The organism is Streptomyces sp. NPDC048734 (assembly GCF_043198675.1).
In the GTDB taxonomy this organism is placed as follows: Bacteria; Actinomycetota; Actinomycetes; order Streptomycetales; family Streptomycetaceae; genus Streptomyces.
Window position 1 is genome coordinate 108,209 of record NZ_JBICUZ010000001.1, and the last position, 20,056, is coordinate 128,264.

At 72.4% G+C, this 20,056-nt stretch carries 20 protein-coding genes and 1 riboswitch; of the genes, 13 read left to right on the plus strand and 7 right to left on the minus strand.

Annotated features, from left to right (window positions below):
* Positions 1–18: 18 nt before the first annotated feature.
* The 3 genes from ACGFQC_RS00475 to bcp all read right to left on the minus strand — a co-directional run bounded on the left by ACGFQC_RS00475 (position 19) and on the right by bcp (position 2,790).
* Complete coding sequence (locus ACGFQC_RS00475) at positions 19–1,221, minus strand: IS110 family transposase (protein ID WP_363088512.1); 1,203 nt, start codon at positions 1,219–1,221, stop codon at positions 19–21.
* A gap of 131 nt (positions 1,222–1,352) precedes the next feature.
* Positions 1,353–2,075, minus strand: a complete 723-nt coding sequence (locus tag ACGFQC_RS00480) for a hypothetical protein (protein WP_363088511.1) — start codon at positions 2,073–2,075, stop codon at positions 1,353–1,355.
* A gap of 247 nt (positions 2,076–2,322) precedes the next feature.
* Entirely contained in the window at positions 2,323–2,790 is a 468-nt protein-coding gene (bcp, locus tag ACGFQC_RS00485; protein ID WP_363088510.1) for a thioredoxin-dependent thiol peroxidase, read from the minus strand.
* 100 nt (positions 2,791–2,890) lie between these two features.
* On the opposite strand from bcp, the gene ACGFQC_RS00490 reads away from it, so the two are divergent.
* The 3 genes from ACGFQC_RS00490 to sugE all read left to right on the plus strand — a co-directional run bounded on the left by ACGFQC_RS00490 (position 2,891) and on the right by sugE (position 4,151).
* Positions 2,891–3,220, plus strand: a complete 330-nt coding sequence (locus ACGFQC_RS00490; protein ID WP_363088509.1) for a DUF3618 domain-containing protein — start codon at positions 2,891–2,893, stop codon at positions 3,218–3,220.
* A 98-nt stretch (positions 3,221–3,318) separates the two neighbouring features.
* Positions 3,319–3,621: a co-chaperone GroES gene (locus ACGFQC_RS00495; protein ID WP_363088621.1), complete on the plus strand. Its 303-nt coding sequence runs from the start codon at positions 3,319–3,321 to the stop codon at positions 3,619–3,621.
* Positions 3,622–3,721: 100 nt separating this feature from the next.
* A riboswitch (guanidine-III (ykkC-III) riboswitch) is annotated at positions 3,722–3,795 on the plus strand.
* A gap of 35 nt (positions 3,796–3,830) precedes the next feature.
* Complete coding sequence (gene sugE / locus ACGFQC_RS00500; protein ID WP_363088508.1) at positions 3,831–4,151, plus strand: quaternary ammonium compound efflux SMR transporter SugE; 321 nt, start codon at positions 3,831–3,833, stop codon at positions 4,149–4,151.
* Between the two features lie 6 nt (positions 4,152–4,157).
* Here sugE and ACGFQC_RS00505 read toward each other — a convergent pair whose 3' ends face one another.
* Positions 4,158–6,965 carry a transglycosylase domain-containing protein gene (locus tag ACGFQC_RS00505; protein ID WP_363088507.1) on the minus strand — a complete coding sequence of 936 codons (2,808 nt, stop codon included), beginning with the start codon at positions 6,963–6,965 and terminating at the stop codon, positions 4,158–4,160.
* 513 nt (positions 6,966–7,478) lie between these two features.
* Between ACGFQC_RS00505 and ACGFQC_RS00510 the strand changes: the two genes are divergently transcribed.
* The 4 genes from ACGFQC_RS00510 to ACGFQC_RS00525 all read left to right on the plus strand — a co-directional run bounded on the left by ACGFQC_RS00510 (position 7,479) and on the right by ACGFQC_RS00525 (position 10,860).
* Positions 7,479–8,279, plus strand: coding sequence for an ABC-2 family transporter protein (locus ACGFQC_RS00510; RefSeq protein ID WP_363088506.1), 801 nt, complete (start codon positions 7,479–7,481; stop codon positions 8,277–8,279).
* Between the two features lie 121 nt (positions 8,280–8,400).
* The gene (locus tag ACGFQC_RS00515) at positions 8,401–9,165 is read left to right on the plus strand and encodes an ABC transporter permease (RefSeq protein WP_363088620.1); all 765 of its coding nucleotides are present in this window, start codon (positions 8,401–8,403) and stop codon (positions 9,163–9,165) included.
* Positions 9,123–10,163, plus strand: coding sequence for an ATP-binding cassette domain-containing protein (locus ACGFQC_RS00520; protein ID WP_393287804.1), 1,041 nt, complete (start codon positions 9,123–9,125; stop codon positions 10,161–10,163). Before ACGFQC_RS00515 ends, ACGFQC_RS00520 begins: the two co-directional genes overlap by 43 nt.
* Positions 10,164–10,173: 10 nt before the next feature.
* Complete coding sequence (locus ACGFQC_RS00525) at positions 10,174–10,860, plus strand: DUF1707 domain-containing protein (protein ID WP_363088504.1); 687 nt, start codon at positions 10,174–10,176, stop codon at positions 10,858–10,860.
* A 143-nt stretch (positions 10,861–11,003) separates the two neighbouring features.
* Here ACGFQC_RS00525 and ACGFQC_RS00530 read toward each other — a convergent pair whose 3' ends face one another.
* Complete coding sequence (locus tag ACGFQC_RS00530; RefSeq protein ID WP_363088503.1) at positions 11,004–12,383, minus strand: SGNH/GDSL hydrolase family protein; 1,380 nt, start codon at positions 12,381–12,383, stop codon at positions 11,004–11,006.
* A 177-nt stretch (positions 12,384–12,560) separates the two neighbouring features.
* On the opposite strand from ACGFQC_RS00530, the gene ACGFQC_RS00535 reads away from it, so the two are divergent.
* Both ACGFQC_RS00535 and ACGFQC_RS00540 read left to right on the plus strand, forming a co-directional pair.
* A complete protein-coding gene (locus ACGFQC_RS00535; protein ID WP_363088502.1) occupies positions 12,561–13,874 on the plus strand; it encodes a DUF445 domain-containing protein in 1,314 nt (437 codons plus the stop codon).
* 95 nt (positions 13,875–13,969) lie between these two features.
* Positions 13,970–15,535 (plus strand): MFS transporter, encoded by a 1,566-nt coding sequence (locus ACGFQC_RS00540; protein WP_363088501.1) that lies wholly within the window; start codon positions 13,970–13,972, stop codon positions 15,533–15,535.
* Positions 15,536–15,628: 93 nt separating this feature from the next.
* Here the strand turns inward: ACGFQC_RS00540 and ACGFQC_RS00545 are convergent, their stop codons facing one another.
* Positions 15,629–16,144, minus strand: coding sequence for a hypothetical protein (locus ACGFQC_RS00545; RefSeq protein ID WP_363088500.1), 516 nt, complete (start codon positions 16,142–16,144; stop codon positions 15,629–15,631).
* 173 nt (positions 16,145–16,317) lie between these two features.
* On the opposite strand from ACGFQC_RS00545, the gene ACGFQC_RS00550 reads away from it, so the two are divergent.
* On the plus strand, positions 16,318–17,304 hold the full coding sequence (locus ACGFQC_RS00550; RefSeq protein ID WP_363088499.1) for a helix-turn-helix domain-containing protein: 987 nt from the start codon (positions 16,318–16,320) through the stop codon (positions 17,302–17,304).
* Between the two features lie 88 nt (positions 17,305–17,392).
* Here ACGFQC_RS00550 and ACGFQC_RS00555 read toward each other — a convergent pair whose 3' ends face one another.
* The gene (locus ACGFQC_RS00555) at positions 17,393–17,695 is read right to left on the minus strand and encodes a hypothetical protein (protein ID WP_363088498.1); all 303 of its coding nucleotides are present in this window, start codon (positions 17,693–17,695) and stop codon (positions 17,393–17,395) included.
* A gap of 173 nt (positions 17,696–17,868) precedes the next feature.
* Here ACGFQC_RS00555 and ACGFQC_RS00560 point away from each other — a divergent pair, with 173 nt between their 5' ends.
* The 3 genes from ACGFQC_RS00560 (at position 17,869) to ACGFQC_RS00570 (ending at position 20,027) form a co-directional block, all read left to right on the plus strand.
* The gene (locus ACGFQC_RS00560) at positions 17,869–18,351 is read left to right on the plus strand and encodes an Hsp20/alpha crystallin family protein (protein WP_393287414.1); all 483 of its coding nucleotides are present in this window, start codon (positions 17,869–17,871) and stop codon (positions 18,349–18,351) included.
* A 106-nt stretch (positions 18,352–18,457) separates the two neighbouring features.
* Complete coding sequence (locus tag ACGFQC_RS00565) at positions 18,458–18,967, plus strand: DUF2267 domain-containing protein (RefSeq protein WP_363088496.1); 510 nt, start codon at positions 18,458–18,460, stop codon at positions 18,965–18,967.
* A 718-nt stretch (positions 18,968–19,685) separates the two neighbouring features.
* Entirely contained in the window at positions 19,686–20,027 is a 342-nt protein-coding gene (locus tag ACGFQC_RS00570) for a beta/gamma crystallin domain-containing protein (protein ID WP_266079233.1), read from the plus strand.
* Positions 20,028–20,056: the final 29 nt, after the last annotated feature.

Sequence of the window (20,056 nt, forward strand, 5' to 3'; positions counted from 1 at the left end):
GGGCCTCTATGTCTTTCGTCAAGCGGTGCGGGGGCTTCTCGGTTCGTAGAAGGTTCCGTCGCGGAGCATGGCGAACAGGACGCTGATGCGGTGGCGGGCGAGGCGGAGGAGGGCCTGGGTGTGGGTTTTGCCTCTGGCTCGGCAGCGGTCGTAGTAGGTGCGGGAGGCGGGATCGTGCAGGGCGGCGAACGCGGAGAGGAACATCGCTCGTTTCAGCTGCCGGTTGCCGCCTCGGGGGGCGTGTTCGCCGTGGATGGAGGTTCCCGACCGGCGGGTCGCCGGGGCGAGGCCGGCGTAGGAGGCCAGGTGGCCGGCGCTCGGGAACGAGCTGGCGTCGCCGACGGTGGCCAGGAGGACTGCGGCGGTCCTGACGCCGATGCCGGGTATCGAGGTCAGGACCTGGGAAAGAGGGTGGGCCTCCAGCAGTGCCTCGATCCGGGTTTCCAGGGCCCGGCGTTGTTCGTGGACGGCGGCCAGCGACTTCGCCAGCGACGGGACGATCACGTCGAGGGTGCCGGTGCCCGGGACGGTGACGGTCTGCTCGTCGAGTGCGGTGAAGATGTCGTCGACCAGCCGCTGGGCCATGCGCGGTGCTCTCGGGCGGACGACCTCGACCAGCTTGCGGCGGCCCGCCTTGCGGAGTGCTTGCGGGGATCCGTAGCGCTCGAGGAGCCAGGTGATGGCGGGGTGGTCCAGGCGCGGGCCCAGGACGCGTTCCAGGCTGGGGTGGAACTGGGTGAGCAGGCCGCGGATGCGGTTGGAGGTGCGGTTGGCCTCGCCGGCGAGGTCCTGGTCGAAGCCGACCAGCATGGTCAGTTCCGCGGTGACCTCGTCGGTGAGGTCGAGGGTGCGCAGGGTGTGGGGCATGGTGCGGGCGGCGTCCGCGATGACGGCGGCGTCCTTGGCGTCGGTCTTGGCCTCGCCGGGGTAGAGGTCGGCGATCCGGCGCATCGCGAGCCCAGGCAGGTAGGCGACCTGACAGCCGGCATGGCGGGCGACGGTCAGCGGGAGGGCGCCGATGGAGGCGGGCTGGTCCACAACCAGCAGAACGGTGCCGAACTTGGCGCGGAGTTTGTCGAAGGCGGCCCGCAGCTTCGGCTCGCTGTTCGGCAGAGCCTTGTCGAAGACCGTCTTCCCGGCCGGGGTCAGGCCGTGGCCGTGATGCGTGCTCTTGCCGACGTCCAGGCCGAGGAAGACCCCCACGCCGATGGTGTCGATCACCGTGCCCCCACTTGCTCGATACCGGTGCTGACCTGGGCGTCGGGGCCGTGCGCGCGCATCCACGTTATGCAGACCTGCCGCCCGCGAGCGGCCGGGCATTGCGCCCGGCCGGGCGGCGGTCGGACCTCTGATCAGCGTCTCCGACGGCACCCTTCGGACCCGGTGACACCACCCCCCAGGTCATCCCATCGACAGGGGGCAACAGTCATACCGGGTCCGGAGGCCAGCGGCCCTCTTGCAGGACCGCGAAAAAGATAACGGGGCTCGGGCCGCCCCCAGGACCGGCGCTTGAAGTGGCTGGTGTCCGGACCGAGACGCGAGACCGCGCGCCGCACGCGCCGGTGATTGGTGTCGCCGACCTCCATACCGAGCCCGCGCATGACGTCGGCATAGCTGGTGGACGTCCGTACCAGATTCCGCAGCTCGTCCTCCGGGATCACGGTACGCCGGTGAGTGAAGTGGCTGACGTCGATGCGCTCGGCGGTCAGCATGCGCCGCAGCGCCGCCCGGGACCGGCCGTCATCGGGAACGCCCAACGCTCGTGCCATGCCCCGTACGCTCGTCGCCGCCTCGGCGGCCGCTCGGAGTTCTTCCGGTGTGAAGGGGAGGTCCACCTGGGGACGGTCGACGCCGGGGAAGTGGCTGATGTCGACACCTGCCGCGTCGAGCCGGCGTCGGATGTGGGAGAGGGTTCCCGTGGCCGGTGTCGCACCCAGCTTCAGCGCCACTTCACGCAGCGAGGACGAGGCGGCGGCGGCTTCCGCGATGGCGGCGTCGGGGTACTTGCGCCACGGGCTGCGCTTCACGAAGTGACCGGTGTCGAGCCCGTGGTGTGCCACGTGCTCCTGCAACATCCGACGCCGGCCACCACTCGGCTTGAGACCGAGCCGCCGCATCAGGTCGGCCCAGTTCCGCGCCTCGGCGACCTCCGGGGCGAGCCGCTCCCGCGTGTACATGTCGGTTCCCACCGAACCCCCTCCGTCCCCGACCATTTGTTCGTGGTCTCGTACGGAGTAACGAACCGTTTATCGGACAGTCGCGGCCGGGAACGGGAGGCGGCCCGCGCCGGGGTTCGGTGCGGGCCGCTCGGCGGGCGGGGACTCAGATGCCCAGGTCCTTGATGATCTTGGCTACGTGGCCGGTCGCCCGGACGTTGTAGAGGGCGTGCTCGACCTTGCCGTCCTCGTCGACGACGATCGTCGAGCGGATGACGCCCAGGTACGTCTTGCCGTAGTTCTTCTTCTCGCCGAAGGCGCCGTAGGCGTCGAGGGCCTTCTTGTCGGGGTCGGCCAGGAGGGTGACCCTGAGGGACTCCTTCTCGCGGAACTTCCCCAGCTTCTCGGGGGTGTCGGGGGAGATGCCGATGACGTCGTACCCGGCGCCGGCGAGGAGGTCGAGGTTGTCGGTGAAGTCGCAGGCCTGCTTCGTGCAGCCGGGGGTCAGGGCGGCCGGGTAGAAGTAGACGATGACCTTGCGGCCCTTGTGGTCCGACAGGGACACCTCGTTGCCGTCGGCGTCGGGGAGGGTGAAGGCGGGGGCCACGTCGCCGGGCTGGAGTCGCTCGCTCATCGGGCCAGCGTAACCGGGGGTCCCGGCGGTGCGGGCGGGCGGGGAACTGACAGACTGTCCAGAACAGGCAGGAAACGTCGGCTCACTTCGGAGGCCCACCGTGGCGGACACGTCGGACACCAGAACCCCGGCGCAGATCGAGGCGGACATCAGGCGCCGTCGAGACATGCTGGCTGAGACGCTCGACGAGATCGGGGTGCGGGTGCACCCGAAGACGATCGTCGGCGATGCCAAGGCGAAGGTGGCGGCCAATGTCGATCACACCCTCGGGAGGGCCTATGTGCAGGTCAACCGGGTGGTGAGCGAGGTGCGGGCGCAGTTCGTGGACGAGGAGGGCGCGCCGCGCCTGGAGCGGGTGGTGCCGGTGGCCCTCGTGGTGGTCGGGGTCGTGGGGCTGCTCGCGTTCGGTACGCGGCGCCGCAAGGGCTGACCCGGAGGCGTCGCCGTCGGGCGCGGGCAGGTAGGTTCGTCGGCGTGAGCGGTAACAGAAGCGAGCACAGCGGCCACGACGACAAGCTCCCCATCCGGATGCTGCACGACCGGGTCCTGGTGCGTCAGGACACCAGTGAGGGCGAGCGGCGTTCCGGTGGCGGGATCCTGATCCCGGCGACGGCGGCCGTGGGCCGTCGGCTGGCGTGGGCGAAGGTCGTGGCGGTGGGCCAGAACGTGCGGACCGTGGAGCCGGGTGACCGGGTGCTGTACGACCCGGAGGACCGGGCCGAGGTGGAGGTGCGGGGCGTCGCGTACGTGCTGATGCGCGAGCGCGACCTGCACGCGGTGGCCGCGGACCGGTTCGAGGGGTCGGAGGACTCGACGGGCCTGTACCTCTGACACCTCCGATACCTCTGGCGATATCCCTGGCGACACCTCTGGAACAGTGGGCGAGAAGGGCTGGTGACCATGGTCACCAGCCCTTTCTCTCTGCTTTTCCGTGTGCTTTGCTGGCGTGAGGAAGCCCGACGAGACGCGCCGTACCGGGATGGACGCAGGCAAAGACGACGCACCGTTGTGTCGATTGCTCGTTCCTCGGAGGTGCTGTCATGGCCTGGGTCCTGCTGGTCGTCGCCGGTCTGCTGGAGGTGGGCTGGTCGGTCGGGATGAAGTACACCGACGGGTTCACGCGACTGGTGCCGAGCCTTCTCACCGGCGCGGGGATCGTCGCCAGCATGCTGCTGCTGTCGTACGCCGCACGCTCGCTGCCGATCGGGACCGCGTACGGCGTGTGGGTGGGGATCGGCGCGGCGGGGGCGGCGGTGTTCGGCATGGTGGTGCTGGGGGAGCCGGCGACCGCCGCCCGGATCTTCTTCGTGTGTCTGCTGCTGGTCGCCGTGGTGGGGCTGAAGGCGACCTCGGGACACTAGGTCAGGTCACCCCTCGATCGGCCGGCGGTTCGTGAGCTGGGGGAAGGTGCCGCCCAGGGTGCCGGTGCTGCCGCCGTCCGAGGTGCTTCCGTCGGTGGTCGAGCCGGTGGAGGTCTCCCCGCCGGTGCCGCCGTCGGTGGTGCCGCCCGTGGTGGGGGTGCCGCCGGTGGAGGTCTCCCCGGTGGTGCCGCCGTCGGTGGTGCCGCCGGTGGTGGGGGTGCCGCCGGTCGTCGTGCCGCCGGTCGTCGTGCCGCCGTCGGTCCCGCCCTGGCTCGTTCCGGGGGTCTGGCTGTTCTGGCCGCCGGTGGAGCCGTCCGCCTCGCTGCTCGCGCTCGGCTCGCCCGCGGAGGGCTCGGAGGAGGGGCGGGCGGTTTCCTCGGAGCCTTCCTGGAGCCGGAGGGTGAAGTCCTTGACGGGGGTGCCCTTGAGGGCGTTCCTGGTGAACTGGGCCCAGATCTGGGTGGGTGCGCCGCCGCCGTTGATGCGGGGCAGGCCCAGCGCGCCGTAGAGCGGCTTGTGGGCGGCGGTGACGGGGTCCTGACCCATGACGGCGACGACGGTGGCGAGGTCGGGGGTGTAGCCGGCGAACCAGGCGGCGGTGTCCTTCTCGGCGGTGCCGGTCTTGCCGGCGGCGGGGCGGCCGGCGGCGAGGGCCGCGGTGGCGGTGCCGTTCTGTACGACGCTGCGCAGTACCGAGGTGGTGGTGTCGGCGGCTTCGCGGCTGATGACCTGGGAGGTCTTGCGCTCGGGGAGGTCGACGACGTCGACGCCGTTCTTGGTGACCTTGTCGATGAGGGTGTAGGTGCCGTGCCGGCCGTGGTTGGCGAGGGTGGCGTAGGCCTCGGCCATGTCCAGGACGCTGGCGGTGGCCGTGCCGAGGGCGATCGACGGGTAGGGGTTGAGGTCGGGGGTGTCGCTGGGCAGGCCGAGTTCGATCGCGGTCTGCTTGACCTTCTCGGGGCCGACGTCGACGGCCATCTGCGCGTACACGGAGTTCACCGACTTGTCGGTGGCGGTGCGGACGTCGATGTCGCCGTAGTTGACGTAGTCCTCGTTCTCGGGGGCGTAGGTCTCGCCGCTCCAGCCCTGTACGGGGCGCTTGTTGGTGCCGTCGTAGATCGTGTTGGGGGTGATGGGGCGGCGGTCCTGGGTCTCGGAGTCGTTCTCGACGGCCGAGGTGAGGACGAAGGGCTTGAAGGTGGAGCCGACCTGGAAGTCCCGGCGGGTGGCGTTGTTGGTGTACTGCTTGACGTAGTCGATGCCGCCGTAGAGGGCGAGGACCTTGCCGGTCTTGGGCTCGACCGCGGCGCCGCCGGCGCGGACGTAGGTGTCGGTCTTGCGCTTCTCCGGGTCGAGCTTGGACATCAGCTGGTCGTCGACGGCCTTGACGAAGGCGTTCTGCTTCTTCTTGTCCAGGGTGGTGGTGATGCGGTAGCCGCCGGCTTCGAGTTCGTCGTCGGTGGCGAGCTTGTTGGTGCGCAGGTGGTCCTTGATGGCGGTGACGAGGTAGCCGCGCTGGCCGGACATGCCGTTGTCGGCGCCGGAGGTCTCCTTGGGGGTGGGGAAGGTCAGTCCGGTGCGGTCGGCCTTGCTGAGCCAGCCCTTGGTGACCATGCCGTCGAGCACGTAGTTCCAGCGGGCCTCGGCGGCCTTGCGGTTCTCGGGGTGGGCGATGACGTCGTACTCGCTGGGCGCGTTGACCAGGGCGGCGAGGTAGGCGCCCTGGGCGGCGGTGAGCTTGGTGGCGTCGACGCCGTAGTAGGCCTTGGCGGCGGCCTGCATGCCGTAGGCGTTGCGGCCGAAGTAGCTGGTGTTGAGGTAGCCCTCGAGGATGTCGTCCTTGGAGGTCTCGCGGTCCAGCTTGATGGCGATGAAGAACTCCTTCACCTTGCGGGTGACGGTCTGTTCCTGGGCGAGGTAGTAGTTCTTCACGTACTGCTGGGTGATCGTGGAGCCGGACTGCTTGCCCTTGCCGAGGGCGGTGTTCCAGCCGGCCCGGAGCATCGCCTTGGGGTCGATGGCGGACTCGGTGTAGAAGTCGCGGTCCTCGGCGGCCAGGACGGCGTGCTGGGCGGCCTTGGAGATCTGGGAGAGGTCGACCTTCTCGCGGTTGACCATGCCGTCGCGGGCGATCTCGGTGCCGTCGGCGTAGAGGTAGACGTTGCTCTGCTTGGTGGCGAGGGCGTTGGCCGAGGGGATCTTCACCATGGAGTAGCCGAGGAAGAACAGGCCGACGAGGACGAGTGCGCACAGGACGAAGGTGCCGAGGACCATGCGCCAGGTGGGGAAGAGGCGGCGCCAGCCGGTGCGCTTGGGCCGCTTCGGGCGCTTGGGTCCGACGGCGTCGGTGGCGCTCGCCGCCTGGGGCGCGCCGGGTGCCTCGGAGGCGCGGGCCGCCGTGGGTGCGCCGGCCGCGGGTGTGCCGACCGCCGCGGGTGTGCCGGCCGTTCCGGCGGCGCGGGCCGGGGTGGGGGTGTGTGCCGCCTTGGGCCGGTGGGCCGTGCCGGCGGTCCGGCGTGCCTCGGGGACACCGGCGGCCTCGGACGTACGGCCCGCCTCGGAGCCACCGGCCGCACCGGTGGCCCCGGTGGTGCGCGCTGCCTGGGCGGCTCGGGCGGCTCGGGCCGCTCGGGCCGCTCGGGCTGCCGCGGGGCCACCGGCTGCCCCGGCTGCCCCGGTGGCGCCGATCGCCCCGGTGGTGCGGGCCGCCGCGGGGCCTCGTACGGCCCGGAGTTCACGTGTCGCCTCGGTCTCCCGGTCGGCGCCGGTCTTCCGCACCGCCCGGAGTTCCCGGGTGTCCTCGGTCTCCCGCACGGCCCGGGGTTCTTGTCCGTCCCCGGTCTTCCGGGCCGCTGGGGGTTGCGGTGCGTCCCCGGGGTTCCGGGCCGCCCGGGGTTCTTGTCCGCCCCCGGCTTTCCGTGCCGCCGGGGGTCGCGGTGCGTTTCCGGCCTCGCGTCCGTCACCGGTCCCGCGCGCCGCCTTTGGTGGACCGGCAGCCTCGGGTGTGCCGGCCGCCTCGGGTGCGCCGGTCGCCCGGTCCTCGGTCGGCTGCTTCGGCTGCGGCTCGTCGCTCATGTGTTGCTCGGACTCCTGATTCGCCTCGTACGTGGCCGTACGTGTCGTACGCGTTCTGCGCCCCTTGTTGAAGACTCTCGCACCCCGCGTTCCGTTCCCGGCAATCGGCGCGTGTTGTGCCGCACGCGCCTCCTGCCGGAGGGGTGCCCGGAAATCGCGTGGCGCGCGAGGAAGCCCGCCCACTAGGCTCCTGCGCTTCGCCGCCGTGGCGGGACGGGCGCGGGGTCGCCGCGGGTGAGGAGGGCTGGTGCCGTGGGTTCGGTGCGCTTGTACGCGGCCGTGGCGGCGGGGGGTTTCAGAAGGTACGCGACCTATCGTGCGGCGACGGCGGCGGGGGTGTTCACCAACACGGTTTTCGGCCTGATCCTCGTCTACACATATCTGGCGTTGTGGGACGAGCGGCCGCAGTTGGGCGGCTACGACCAGGCGCAGGCGGTGACGTACGTGTGGCTGGGGCAGGCGCTGTTCGCGGCGCTCGCGATGCAGGGCGGCGGTTTCGAGGCGGAGTTGATGGAACGCGTCCGCACGGGTGCGGTGGCGATCGACCTGTACCGCCCGGCCGATCTCCAGCTGTGGTGGCTGGCGGCCGACCTGGGGCGTTCGCTGTTCCAGTTGCTGGGCCGGGGGGTGGTCCCGTTCGTGTTCGGGGCGCTGGTCTTTCCGACGGCGCTGCCCGGTGACCCCCTGTCGTGGCTGCGGTTCCTGGTGGCCCTGCTGCTGGCGATGGTGGTGAGTTTCGGCATCCGGTTCCTGGTGGCGCTGAGCGGTTTCTGGTTGCTGGACGGCACGGGGGCGCTCCAGATGCTGGTGGTGACGGGGATGTTCTGCACGGGCATGGCGCTGCCGCTGAACGCGTTCCCGGAGCCGTTGGGCCAGATCGTGCGGGCGCTGCCGTGGTCGGCGATGCTCCAGATGCCGGCGGACCTGCTGATGGGGGAGGCCGGGGCGTGGGGGACGTACGCCTTCCAGGCGGGGTGGGCGGTGGTGCTGCTGGCGCTGGGGCGGGTGCTGCAGGCGGCGGCGACGCGGCGGGTGGTGGTGCAGGGTGGGTGAGACACGACTGGCGGGTGAGGCGCGACCTTCGGGTGAGGCGTGGCCGGCGGGGGAGGCCGGATGGACGGGTCGGGCCGGGCGGGTGCGGGAGGGGCTGCGGGCGTACCGGCTGATCGCGGGGATGTGGATCCGTTCGACGACGGCCTACCCGCTGTCGTTCGCGCTGACGCTGCTGAGCGGGCTGCTGGTGACGGGTCTGGACTTTGTCGCGATCTTGCTGATGTTCTCGCGGATCGACGCGCTGGGCGGCTACTCGCTGCCGGAGGTGGCCTTCCTGTACGGCCTGTCCGCGACCTCCTTCGGGATCGCGGACCTGGTGATCGGCTCGGCGGGCCGGCTGGGCTCGCGGGTGCGGGACGGCACGCTCGACACGCTGCTGGTGCGTCCGGCGCCGGTGCTGGCGCAGGTGGCGGCGGACCGGTTCGCGCTGCGCCGGGTCTCCCGGATCACGCAGGGGGTGCTGGTGCTGGGGTACGCGCTGGCGGCGGTGGACGTCGACTGGACGGCGGCCAGGGTGCTGCTGGTGCCGGTGACGCTGGTCAGCGGTGCGGCGATCTTCGGCGCGGTGCTGGTGGCGGGGGCGGCGTTCCAGTTCGTCGCGCAGGACGCGGCGGAGGTGCAGAGCGCGTTCACGTACGGCGGTCAGACGCTGCTGCAGTATCCGCCGACCGTGTTCGGGAGGGAGCTGGTGCGCGCGGTGACGTTCGTGTTCCCGCTGGCCTTCGCGAACTGGGTGCCGGCGGCGTACGTGCTGGGACGGCCGTACCCGCTGGGCCTGCCGGGGTGGGCCGCGTACGCCCCGCCGCTGGTGGCGGCGGCCTGCTGCGCGGCGGCGGGGCTGGCCTGGCGGGCGGGGCTGAGGTCGTATCGGAGCACGGGAAGCTAGCGGGGGTCGTGGTGGACGCGTTCATCGAGCTCGACGGTGTGGAGAAGGTCTTCGACGTGCGCAGGCGCACCGGTTTCCTGCGGCGCGAGCGGCGGCGGGTGCGGGCGGTGGACGGGCTGTCGTTCACCGTGGCGCGCGGTGAGATCGTCGGGTACATCGGGCCGAACGGTGCCGGGAAGTCGACGACGATCAAGATGCTGACGGGCATCCTCACGCCGAGCGGCGGCCGGCTGCGGGTGGCGGGCATCGACCCGGCCCGGGAGCGGACCCGGCTCGCGCACCGCATCGGGGTGGTGTTCGGGCAGCGGACGTCGCTGTGGTGGGACCTCCCACTGATCGACTCCTACCGGCTCGCGCACCGCATGTACCGCATCCCGGACGCGCGTTACCGGGAGAACCTCGACCGGCTCGTCGAGCTCCTCGACCTGGAGGCGCTGTTGGAGGTGCCGGTGCGGCAGCTGTCGCTCGGCCAGCGGATGCGCGGCGACATCGCGGCGGCGCTGCTGCACGACCCCGAGGTCCTCTACCTCGACGAGCCGACGATCGGGCTCGACGTCGTGTCCAAGACGAGGGTGCGGGAGTTCCTGGGCGAGTTGAACACCGGGCGCGGCACGACGGTCCTGCTCACCACCCACGACCTCCAGGACATCGAGCGGCTCTGCTCCCGCGTGATGGTCATCGACCACGGGCGCATGGTGTACGACGGTCCGCTCGCGGGCCTGCACGAGGCGGGGGAGAGCGAACGGACCCTGGTCGTGGACCTGGAGCGGGAGCTCCCGCCCGTCGACGCGGGTCCCACGGCGCGGGTCGTGCGGGTGGAGGGGCCGCGCCAGTGGCTGGCCTTCCCGGCGTCGGGGTCGGCGGCCCCGCTGGTGGCGCGGATCGCGGCGGAGTACCCGCTGGTGGACCTGTCGGTGCGGGAGCCGGACATCGAGGCGGTGATCGGCCGCATGTACGCGGGCCGGAAGACCGTGGTGCCGGGTGCGGGGAGCTCGTAGGCTGCTGTGCATGACCGACGACGCAGTCCCGGACCTCCGCGCCTCCGACGCCGACCGTGAGCGCGTCGCCGAGGTCCTGCGGGACGCCCTCGCCGAGGGCCGGCTCGACATGGCCGAGTTCGAGGAGCGGCTGGACGCGGCGTACCGGGCGCGGACCTACGGTGAGCTGACACCGCTCACGCGTGACCTGCCGGCCGCGGGGGCCGCCGCGCCGCCCGCCGTGTCCCTGGACAAGCCCGCGGCGCGGGTGGACGGGGACGGGGCGTGGGCCGGGCGGATCACGGGCGGTGAGGGGTCGTCCTCGTGGGCCGTGGCCGTCATGTCCGGCTTCCAGCGCAAGGGGCGGTGGACGGTGCCCCGCCGGTTCACCGCCTTCGCCTTCTGGGGCGGCGGCGAGCTCGATCTGCGCGAGGCGGACTTCGCGGCCGGGGAGGTCGTGATCAACTGCGTCGCCGTCATGGGCGGGGTGAACGTCGTGGTGCCGCCCGGCGTCGAGGTCGTGGTGCGGGGGATCGGCGTCATGGGCGGCTTCGACCACCGGGAGCAGGGGGTGCCGGCCGCGCCGGGCGCCCCACGGGTGGTGGTCACCGGGTTCGCCTTCTGGGGCGGGGTCGGCGTCGAACGCAAGCGCAGGCGCGACCGCGAGGAGCGGGAGCTGTCCCGGGGCCGGGACCGGCGGCGCCACCTGGGGCACTGAGGCCGATGGCCGGCGGGCCGGCAGGCAGGCAGGCCGTGGCAAGCGGGCTGACTGCGGCAGGCGCGCCGCCCGTGACAGGCCGGCCGCCCGAGGCCGGCCGGCGGGCCGCGGCGGGTGCGCCGCCCGAGGCGGCCCCGGGCGGGCTACAACTCCGCCCGTCCCGGCCCCCTGAGCTGATCCCACCCGATCAGTTCGGCCATCTTGCGGTACCCCCGGTCGCTGGGGTGGAGGTGGTCGCCGGAGTCGTACTCCGCGCGCAGCCGCCGGGGGTCGTACGGGTCGTGCATCGCCCGGTCGACGTCCACGACCGTGTCGTAGACCGAGCCGGACCGGATCGCCGCGTTGATCTCCTGCCGCACCTCCTCGCGGGCGTCGGTGTAGCCGCGGAAGCCGCGGAAGGGGAGCAGGGTGGTGCCGACGGCCTTGACGCCGTGGGCGTGGGCGCGGCGGACCAGGGTGCGCAGGCCGTCGAGGACGGCGTCGGGGTCGGCGGTGGTGCGGGAGCGGAGGATGTCGTTGACGCCGAGGTCGATGACGACGGTCCTGACGTTCGGCCGGCCGAGGACGTCGCGGTCGAAGCGGTTCAGGCCGCTGGGGTTGGCGGCCGGCCGGCCCTGCCCGTCGGTGAGGACGCGGTTGCCGCTGATGCCGGCGTTGACGACACCGTGGCGCGGGGCGTGTCCGCCGTCGGTGCGGGAGGCGCGGAGCCGGTCGGAGAGCACGTCGGGCCAGCGGCGGTTGGCGCCGGGGGTGGAGGTGGAGCCGTCGGTGATGGAGTCGCCGAAGGCGACGACGGTGCCGTCGGCCTCGCCGCTGAGGACGTCCAGCGCGGTGACGTAGCGCCAGGAGGTGATCCGCCCGGTGTACGGGGCTCCGGTCACGTCGCCGGTGTGCTCGCCGTCGGCGACGTAACTCGTCTGCCGGGCCCGGTGGTGGAAGGTGACCGGGCCCGCGGAGTCCGGGGTGTGGAGGCTGATCAGGACGTCGGTGTCGCCGGGGACGGCGAGCGGGGCGGCGTCGCTGACGGCCTGTCCGCCCGCCGGGATCGTGATCGCCGGGCGGCCGCCGAAGGTGAGCCGGCGCAGGGTGGCGGGGTCGGCGGCCGGACCGTCGTCGTCGGCCGCGACGGCGAGGGTGGCGGCGCTCACGGTCAGCGGACCGGTGCCGTAGAGATTGGACAGCGTGACGCGGGCACTCGTCCCCGCGACGCTGGTGTGGACGACGTTGCGCACCGTGCGTCCCGCCGTGCCGTCGGCCCCGGTGAGCGGTTCGCCGCCGACGGGGGCGGCGGCCCAGCTGCCCACCCACACACCGGTGGAGGCGGCCGCGGCGGAGTGGGGGCCGGTGCGGGAGGCGGCGAGGAGGTCGTCGCGGCGGCGCCCGCCGTCCCCGGCGTCGACCCCGGCGTATATGGCGGCCGAGAGGCCCACGATCACGGCGAGGACCGCGGACAGGAGGGCGCGCTGGTGGGCGTGGTGGCGGGCACGGGGCACCCCGGGACCCCCGCCGTCATGCCTGGTCATGCGGGTGTGTGTCTCCTCGGACGAGGGAGCGGCGAGGCTCCGACGGAACATTCAGGAGATCACCGTTGAACTCCCCCACCTGACAGACGCCGGGAACTCCTGTTTCGTTCCAGGAGTCGGACAGGTGGGGACAATGGTGGCGTGCGGGTCACGGGGGACCGGGAACGGATGGAGCGGATGGAACGCAGGGCAACGAAAGACAGGGCGGCGCCGCCCGCGGCGCGCGCCATGAACGTCTTCAGCGCCGCCGACGAGGAGCGGCAGCGCGGCGTGCGGCGCATGAAGCTCACCGCGGCCGGGCTGCTGGTGTTCGTGGCGGTGGTGTACGTCCTCGCCGAGTGGGCCTCCCACCGGGGCGCCGGTGCCTGGGCGGGGTACGTGGCGGCGGCGGCCGAGGCGGGCATGGTGGGCGCGCTCGCCGACTGGTTCGCCGTCACCGCCCTGTTCCGCCGTCCGCTGGGCCTGCCCATCCCGCACACGGCGATCATCCCCACGAAGAAGGACCAGCTGGGCGCCTCCCTGGGCGAGTTCGTCGGCGAGAACTTCCTGTCCGGCGACGTCGTGCGGCAGCGGCTGCGCGCGGTCGGCATCGGCAGCCGGCTGGGGACCTGGCTGGCGCGGCCGGAGCACGCCGATCGGGTGACGGCGGAGCTGGCGACGGCGCTGCGGGGCGCGCTGACCGTGCTGCGGGACTCCGACGTGCAGGCGGTGGTCGGGGAGGCGATCACGCGGCGGGCGGACGCCCAGGAGATCGCGCCGGGCATGGGCAAGATGCTGGAGAAGGTCGTCGCGGACGGCGGTCACCGGCGGGCCGTCGACCTGGTGGTGGGCCGGGCGCACGACTGGCTGGTGCTGCACTCGGACTCGGTGATGGACGCGGTGCAGGGCGGCGCGCCCGGCTGGACGCCCCGGTTCGTCGACAAGCGGATCGGCGAGCGGGTCTACAAGGAGCTGCTGCGCTTCTGCGTGGAGATGCGGGACATGCCGTCCCACCCGGCCCGCGGCGCCCTGGACCGCTTCCTGCGCGACTTCGCCGCCGACCTCCAGTCCGACACCGACACCCGCGCGAAGGTGGAGCGGCTCAAGAGCGAGGTGCTGGGCCGCGGCGAGGTCCAGGACCTGATCGCGTCCGTCTGGACGGCCGTACGCGCGATGATCGTCTCCGCGGCCGAGGACGAGCGCAGCGAGCTGCGGCTTCGGGTGCGGGCCGCGCTGCTGTCGCTGGGGTCGCGGATGGCGACCGAGCAGAAGGTGCAGGGCAAGGTCGACACCTGGGTGGAGAGCGCGGTGGTGCACGTGGTGTCGACGTACCGCAAGGAGATCACCCTGCTGATCACCGACACCGTGGCCGGCTGGGACGCCGAGCACACCACCCGCAAGATCGAGGCGAACATCGGCCGTGACCTGCAGTTCATCCGCATCAACGGCACGGTGGTCGGCTCGCTGGCGGGCCTGCTGATCTACACGGTGGCGCGGGCGCTGGGGGCGTAGCGGCGGTTCGGCGGGCGACACGGTGGCGCGGGCGCCGGGGCGTAGCGGCGGTTCGGCGGGGAAGACGGTGGTTCCGCTCGACGAGGAGGGAGCCCATGGCCACCACCGCACAGGCCGAGACCGGCCGAACCATCACGACGAACATCCCCGCTCGTCTGGACCGCCTCCCGTGGTCGCGCTGGCACTGGACGATCGTGATCGGTCTCGGCACCGTGTGGATCCTCGACGGCCTCGAGGTCACGGTCGTCGGCAACATCGCCGGGCGGCTGTCGGAGCCCGGCAGCGGCCTGCCCATCACCTCCGGGCAGGTCACCGGCATCGCCGCCGCCGTGTACGTGGCGGGTGCCTGTCTCGGCGCGCTGATCTGGGGGCGCCTGACGGACCGCTGGGGGCGCAAAAAACTCTTCATGATCACGCTGGCGGTCTACCTGGCGGCGACCGCGCTGACCGCGATCTCCTTCGACACCTGGTGGTTCCTGCTCTTCCGCTTCCTCACCGGCTTCGGCATCGGCGGCGAGTACGCGGCGATCAACTCCGCGATCGACGAGCTGATCCCGGCGAAGTACCGGGGCCGCGTCGACCTGATGATCAACGGCAGCTTCTGGCTGGGCGCGGTCGGCGGTTCGCTGCTGTCGATCGTCGCGCTGAACACGGACCTGTTCGCGGCGAACGTGGGCTGGCGGCTGACGTTCGCGCTCGGCGCCGTCCTCGCCCTGGTCATCCTCCTCGTACGGCGCCACGTCCCGGAGAGCCCGCGGTGGCTGCTGATCCACGGCCGGGACCGGGAGGCGGAGGAGATCGTCTCCTCCATCGAGCGGCGGATCGAGGCCGAGCGGGGCGGGTCGCTGCCGGCGGCCGAGGGCGAACTCACCATCCACCAGCGCCGCAGCGTCTCCTTCCTCGAGATCGGCCGCACGGTCTTCTCCGACTACCGCCGGCGCGCGGTCCTCGGCTTCTCCCTCTTCATCGGGCAGGCCTTCCTCTACAACGCGATCACCTTCGGCTTCGGCGCGATCCTCACCACGTTCTTCGACGTGCCGACCGGCCACACCGGCTACTACTTCGCCGTGATCGCCCTCGGCAACTTCTTCGGCCCGCTGCTGCTGGGCAAGCTGTTCGACACGGTCGGCCGCCGGATCATGATCTCGTCGACGTACCTGCTCTCCGGCCTGCTGCTGTTCGGCACGGCCTGGCTGTTCGACCGCGGCGCGCTGAGCGCGGCCACCATGACGGCCTGCTGGTGCGCGGTGCTGTTCTTCGCCTCCGCGGGCGCCTCCAGCGCCTACCTCACGGTCTCCGAGATCTTCCCGATGGAGACCCGCGCGATGTCCATCGCCTTCTTCTACGCCCTCGGCACCGCGGCGGGCGGCATCAGCGGCCCCCTGCTGTTCGCCGACCTCACCGGCACGGGCAAGGTCGGCGACACGGTCCTCGCCTTCCAGATCGGCGCGGCCCTGATGTGCGCGGCGGGCCTGGTCGCCGCGTTCCTCGCGGTCAAGGCCGAGGGGCGCTCCCTGGAGGACATCGCCAAGCCGCTGACGGCGGTGGCGACGACGGCCCGTACGAAGGCGGGGGCCGGGGCGGCGGCCACCACGGCGGGGAAGCCCGAGGGCCCGAAGGGGCCGCAGCCGCCGCAGGGGCCGACGGCGGCCACGGCCTGACGGCGGCCATGGCCTGACGGCGGCCACCGACCGCTCCTGCCTCCGCCCCCGCTCCCGGTCCGCCGGGGGCGGGGGCGGAGGCGTCGTCCCCGGCTACGCCCCCGTCGTCGACCCCGGCCGGACGATCATCAGGACGGTGACCGTCGCCCACAGCAGGTTGAAGATCCCGGTGAACATGGCGAGCCGCACGGTCGCCTCACGGGTCACGGCGCCCTGGCCGGAACCGGAACCGGAACTGGTGCCGCCGGTGCCGGTGCGGGCGTCGGCGTCGGGGACGCCCTCCACGAGGACCTCCTGACCGGGCAGCACGAGCACCACGAGGACGATCGCGGCCACGACGGTCAGCGCGATCGACCCGATCAGCCAGGCGTCGCCGAGCACCCCCATGGCGCTCGCCGTGAAGAACCCGAAGGCGGGGACGGCGATCCCGACGGCCGCGTACACCCGGCAGATCCGGTGCAGCAGCCGTACGGTCTCGGCGGCCCGGACGTCGTCCGGGGCGGCCAGGGCCCGGCGCGCGGCGGGCGGGAACATGCTCGCGGCGACGGTGACGGGACCGATCGCGACGATCGCGGCGATGACGTGGACGGCGAGGAGGAACTTGGTCACGGGCCGACGGTAGGCGCCCTGCCGGTCCCGCAGAAGTGGCGGGAGTGCCAGGGGGCGACGGATTCTCGCCAGCCTGTTCACGACCGGTGACGGGGGAGAGGCGGCCGAGGGGGTCTTGTCGTTCCCGGTGGGACCGGCTTGGCGGTATCCCGTCGTACGCCTACGCTCTCGCCATGCACACCGTCGCCGTCCTGGCCCTGGACGGGGTCATCCCCTTCGACCTGTCCGCCCCGATCGACGCCTTCGGCTGGGCCCGGCTGCCCGACGGCCGGGAGGCGTACCGGGTGCGGGTCTGCTCGCCGTACCCGTCGGGCGAGGTGAGCGCGGGGGCGTTCACGGTGCGGGCGCCGTACGGCCTGGAGGCCCTCGCGGAGGCGGACACGATCATCCTGCCCGGCGTGCGCGAACCTCGGGACCCGCTGCCGGACGGCGTCGCGGAGGCGCTGCGCGCGGCGGCGGCGAACGGCACGCGCATCGCGTCGATCTGCGTCGGCGCGTTCCTGTTCGCCGCGACCGGCCTGCTGGACGGCCTGCGCGCGACGACCCACTGGATCGCCGCCCGCGACCTGGCCGAGCGCCACCCGGAGATCACGGTCGACGCGAACGTCCTCTACGTCGACAACGGCCAGTTCCTGACCTCGGCGGGCGCCGCCGCGGCCCTCGACATGTGCCTGCACATGATCCGCGGGGACCACGGTTCGGCCGTCGCCGCGCAGGCCGCCCGCATGTCGGTCATGCCCCTCGAACGCGAGGGCGGCCAGGCCCAGTTCATCGTGCACGACCTGCCGCCCGCCCCGTCCGGGGCCGCCCTGGAACCCGTCCTGCGCTGGATGGAGGAGCACTGCGCCCGCGACCTCACCCTGGACGAGATCGCGGCCCGGGCGGGCATGAGCACCCGCACCCTCAACCGCCGCTTCCGCGAACAGGCCGGCACGACGCCCCTGCAGTGGCTGCACCGGGCGCGGGTGCGGCGGGCGCAGTACCTGCTGGAGACGACCGCGCACCCCGTCGAACGGATCGCCGCGCAGACGGGCTTCGGCTCCCCGACGGCCTTCCGGGAACGCTTCCGCAAGGTGGTGGGGACGAGCCCGCAGGGATACCGGCGGGCGTTCCGGTCGGGAGCGGGTGCGGGCGCCGGGGCGGCGGCGCAGGCGGGGTAGAGGGGTTCTGCGGGGCAGGGGTCCTGCGGAGCAGCGGGCCGGAGTCGGCGGGGTCGGCCCGGCGAGCGGGGATCCGGAGCCGGCGGGGTCAGCCCCGACGGTCCGCGACCGCCCAGGAGGCCAGCGCGACGGCGCCCGCGACCCCGAACACCGACGGCCAGGCGCCCACCTTCTTGGCCAGCGGATGCGACCCGGCGAACGCGGCGACGTACGCCACGCCCAGCGCGCCCGCGGCCTTCCCGCCCGCCTGCTGCCGCCACTGCCGCGCCGCCGCGGCCCCCGCCACGGCGAGCACGGCCCCGCCGAGCGGCCGCTTCTTCGTCCACCGGGCCACGCCGTACCCGCCGACGAGACCACCCGCGGCGATCACCGAACTGGGAACCTTCGCCATCACTGCCTCCACGAGTCACGTCCCCCGAAGCCACCTGAAGTCACCTGAAGGCTAGTGCGCGCACCACGGATCACCCTCAACCTGAGTCGAGGCTTGTCAAGTTTCCTCCTTCGAGCTATATAAGAAGCCGTAGGGCATCGCACCGACAGATCTGACGAGAGGAGTGGACTGTGATGCTCATGCGTACCGACCCTTCCCCAGCTCTCGACTTCGCTCGAGCCGGGCGATACCCCTATCGCGAATTCGACCGACTCGCGCAGCAGGTTCTTGGTGCCAACGCCGCCACGGGGACCGGCAACCGCCCCGCCGCCATGCCGATGGACGCCTACCGTTCGGGGGACGACTTCCTCGTCCACTTCGACCTCCCCGGCATCGACCCCGAGACGATCGAGCTGGACGTCGAACGCAACGTCCTCAGCGTCCGCGCCGAGCGCCGCACCCCCGCCCCCGAAGGCGCGGAGCTGCTCGTCGCCGAGCGCCCGACGGGCACCTTCACCCGCCAGCTCTTCCTCGGCGACACCCTGGACACGGAGCGCATCGACGCCTCGTACGAGGCCGGCGTCCTGACCCTGCGCATCCCCGTGGCCGAGCAGGCCAAGCCGCGCCGCATCCAGATCTCCGGCGGCGACGGCGGCCGCAGGCAGATCAGCGGCTGACGTCCCGCCTCACGTCCCGTGGCCCCGGGCCCGCCCCCGGGGCCACGGGCCACGCCCGCCCCTCGCCGCACCACCCCGGCCCGGACCCAGAGGAGGAGCCCGAACGATGACGACGACCGCGACGACCACCGCGCAGCCGCCGAGGACGCTGATCCCGGCCCCGCAGAGGTCCGTACGCGCGACGGCCGTCGAACACGACGACCGCAACGACTGGAGCGACTGGAGCGAACTGATCGCGGCGGTGAGGGAGTCGGGCCGGTACCCGACCACCGCCGAGGCCGAACGCGTCACCCGCACGGTCCTCTCGGAACTGGGCAGCCGGCTGACCGGTGACGAACGGGCGGCCCTGGCCCGCGCACTCCCGGCGAAGGCGGCCGCGCTGATCGAGTCCCGAACCCCCGCCCCTCGCCCCCACTCGGCCCGCGAGTTCGTCGAAGCGGTGGCGACTCGCATCGAGGGTGCCACCCCCGCCACGGCCCGCTGGCACGCCGGCTCGGTCCTCGGCGCCCTGCCGCCCCTGATCGGCGACACCCTGACCGACCGCATCCTCACCCAACTCCCGCCGGGCTACGCGTTGCTGTTCGGCCGGGCGGAACTGGCGGCCCGCACGGCCTGACCGCGCCACCCGTTGCCGGGGGCTGTTGCCGTCGACGTATGGCAAACCGTCCCCGGCACCTCCACCTTCGGCGAGGCCGTTTTGGTTCGGCCTGCTCAGTGAAAGCGTAGGGAGCCTTTTCAGCGTTGTCTGTCCAGGGTCGGCGAACCTCGCTCAGTCGCGGTGTCAGGGCCACCGGGTACTGGTATGACGGCTCTCGCGCTGCACGCCGCGTGGGCTTGCGGGCCGGTTCCCCGGTCCGCCGCTCGTGATCGGTCTGCGGGGCACGGACGATGCCCGCTGACACCGGCCGGGCCGGTCTCCTGGTGTCGCCCTGCTGGCCGCGGGGCGCCCTGACGACGCCCGGGATGCTTTCGCTCGATGTCTTTCCCCGGGGGCGGTGGCCGGTCCTGCCTGCATGAACCGGGCGCGTGAACGGCTTGCCGAACTGGACCTCCGTGACGCTCCTGGCCCTCGGGGTGGAGTGGCCGGGCGGCATCCGGCCGGCGGGGCGCGACCGGTTGCGGCGCTCTGCCGGGAGCGTGGAGACGCGCCTTCGGGCGAGGGGCCGACAGACGTGGAGGGAGATCGCGACCGCGTCCGAAGAAAGGCGCTCAAGTGGTGAACGGGAGCGCCTTTTCCCACGTTGCGCTGATTGGACGCGCGCGCGTCCCTGCGATGCCGCCGTGCGCTGTGGCCCTCGGCGGCACCACACCACCGTGGAAGGAACAACTCACCAGTGAAGCGCTTCATCACACGCCTCGCGGTAGTCGCGGCGGCCGGAGCCATGGCCGTTGTGCTGCCTGCTTCGTCGGCGTCCGCCATCAACCGCACCGATTGCAACGGATTGGGTCTCCTGTCGCTTCACAACGCAGGCGGCTCCCTCTGCTTCGCCAACGCGGGCGTGCAGAGCGTGGCGATCTACGGCGTGGACCGGATCTGGACCGGAGACAACAAGGTCACGTTGGAGTACGTGCCGAGGCTGGGCGCGCCGGCGACCAGCGCGACCGTGGACAAGTGGCATTTCGGTAACATCCCCGGTGAGCCCATCCACAAGATCACGAAGATCAGGATCTGGTAGCGCCCGTCGCCGCGGATGAGGTGACAGCG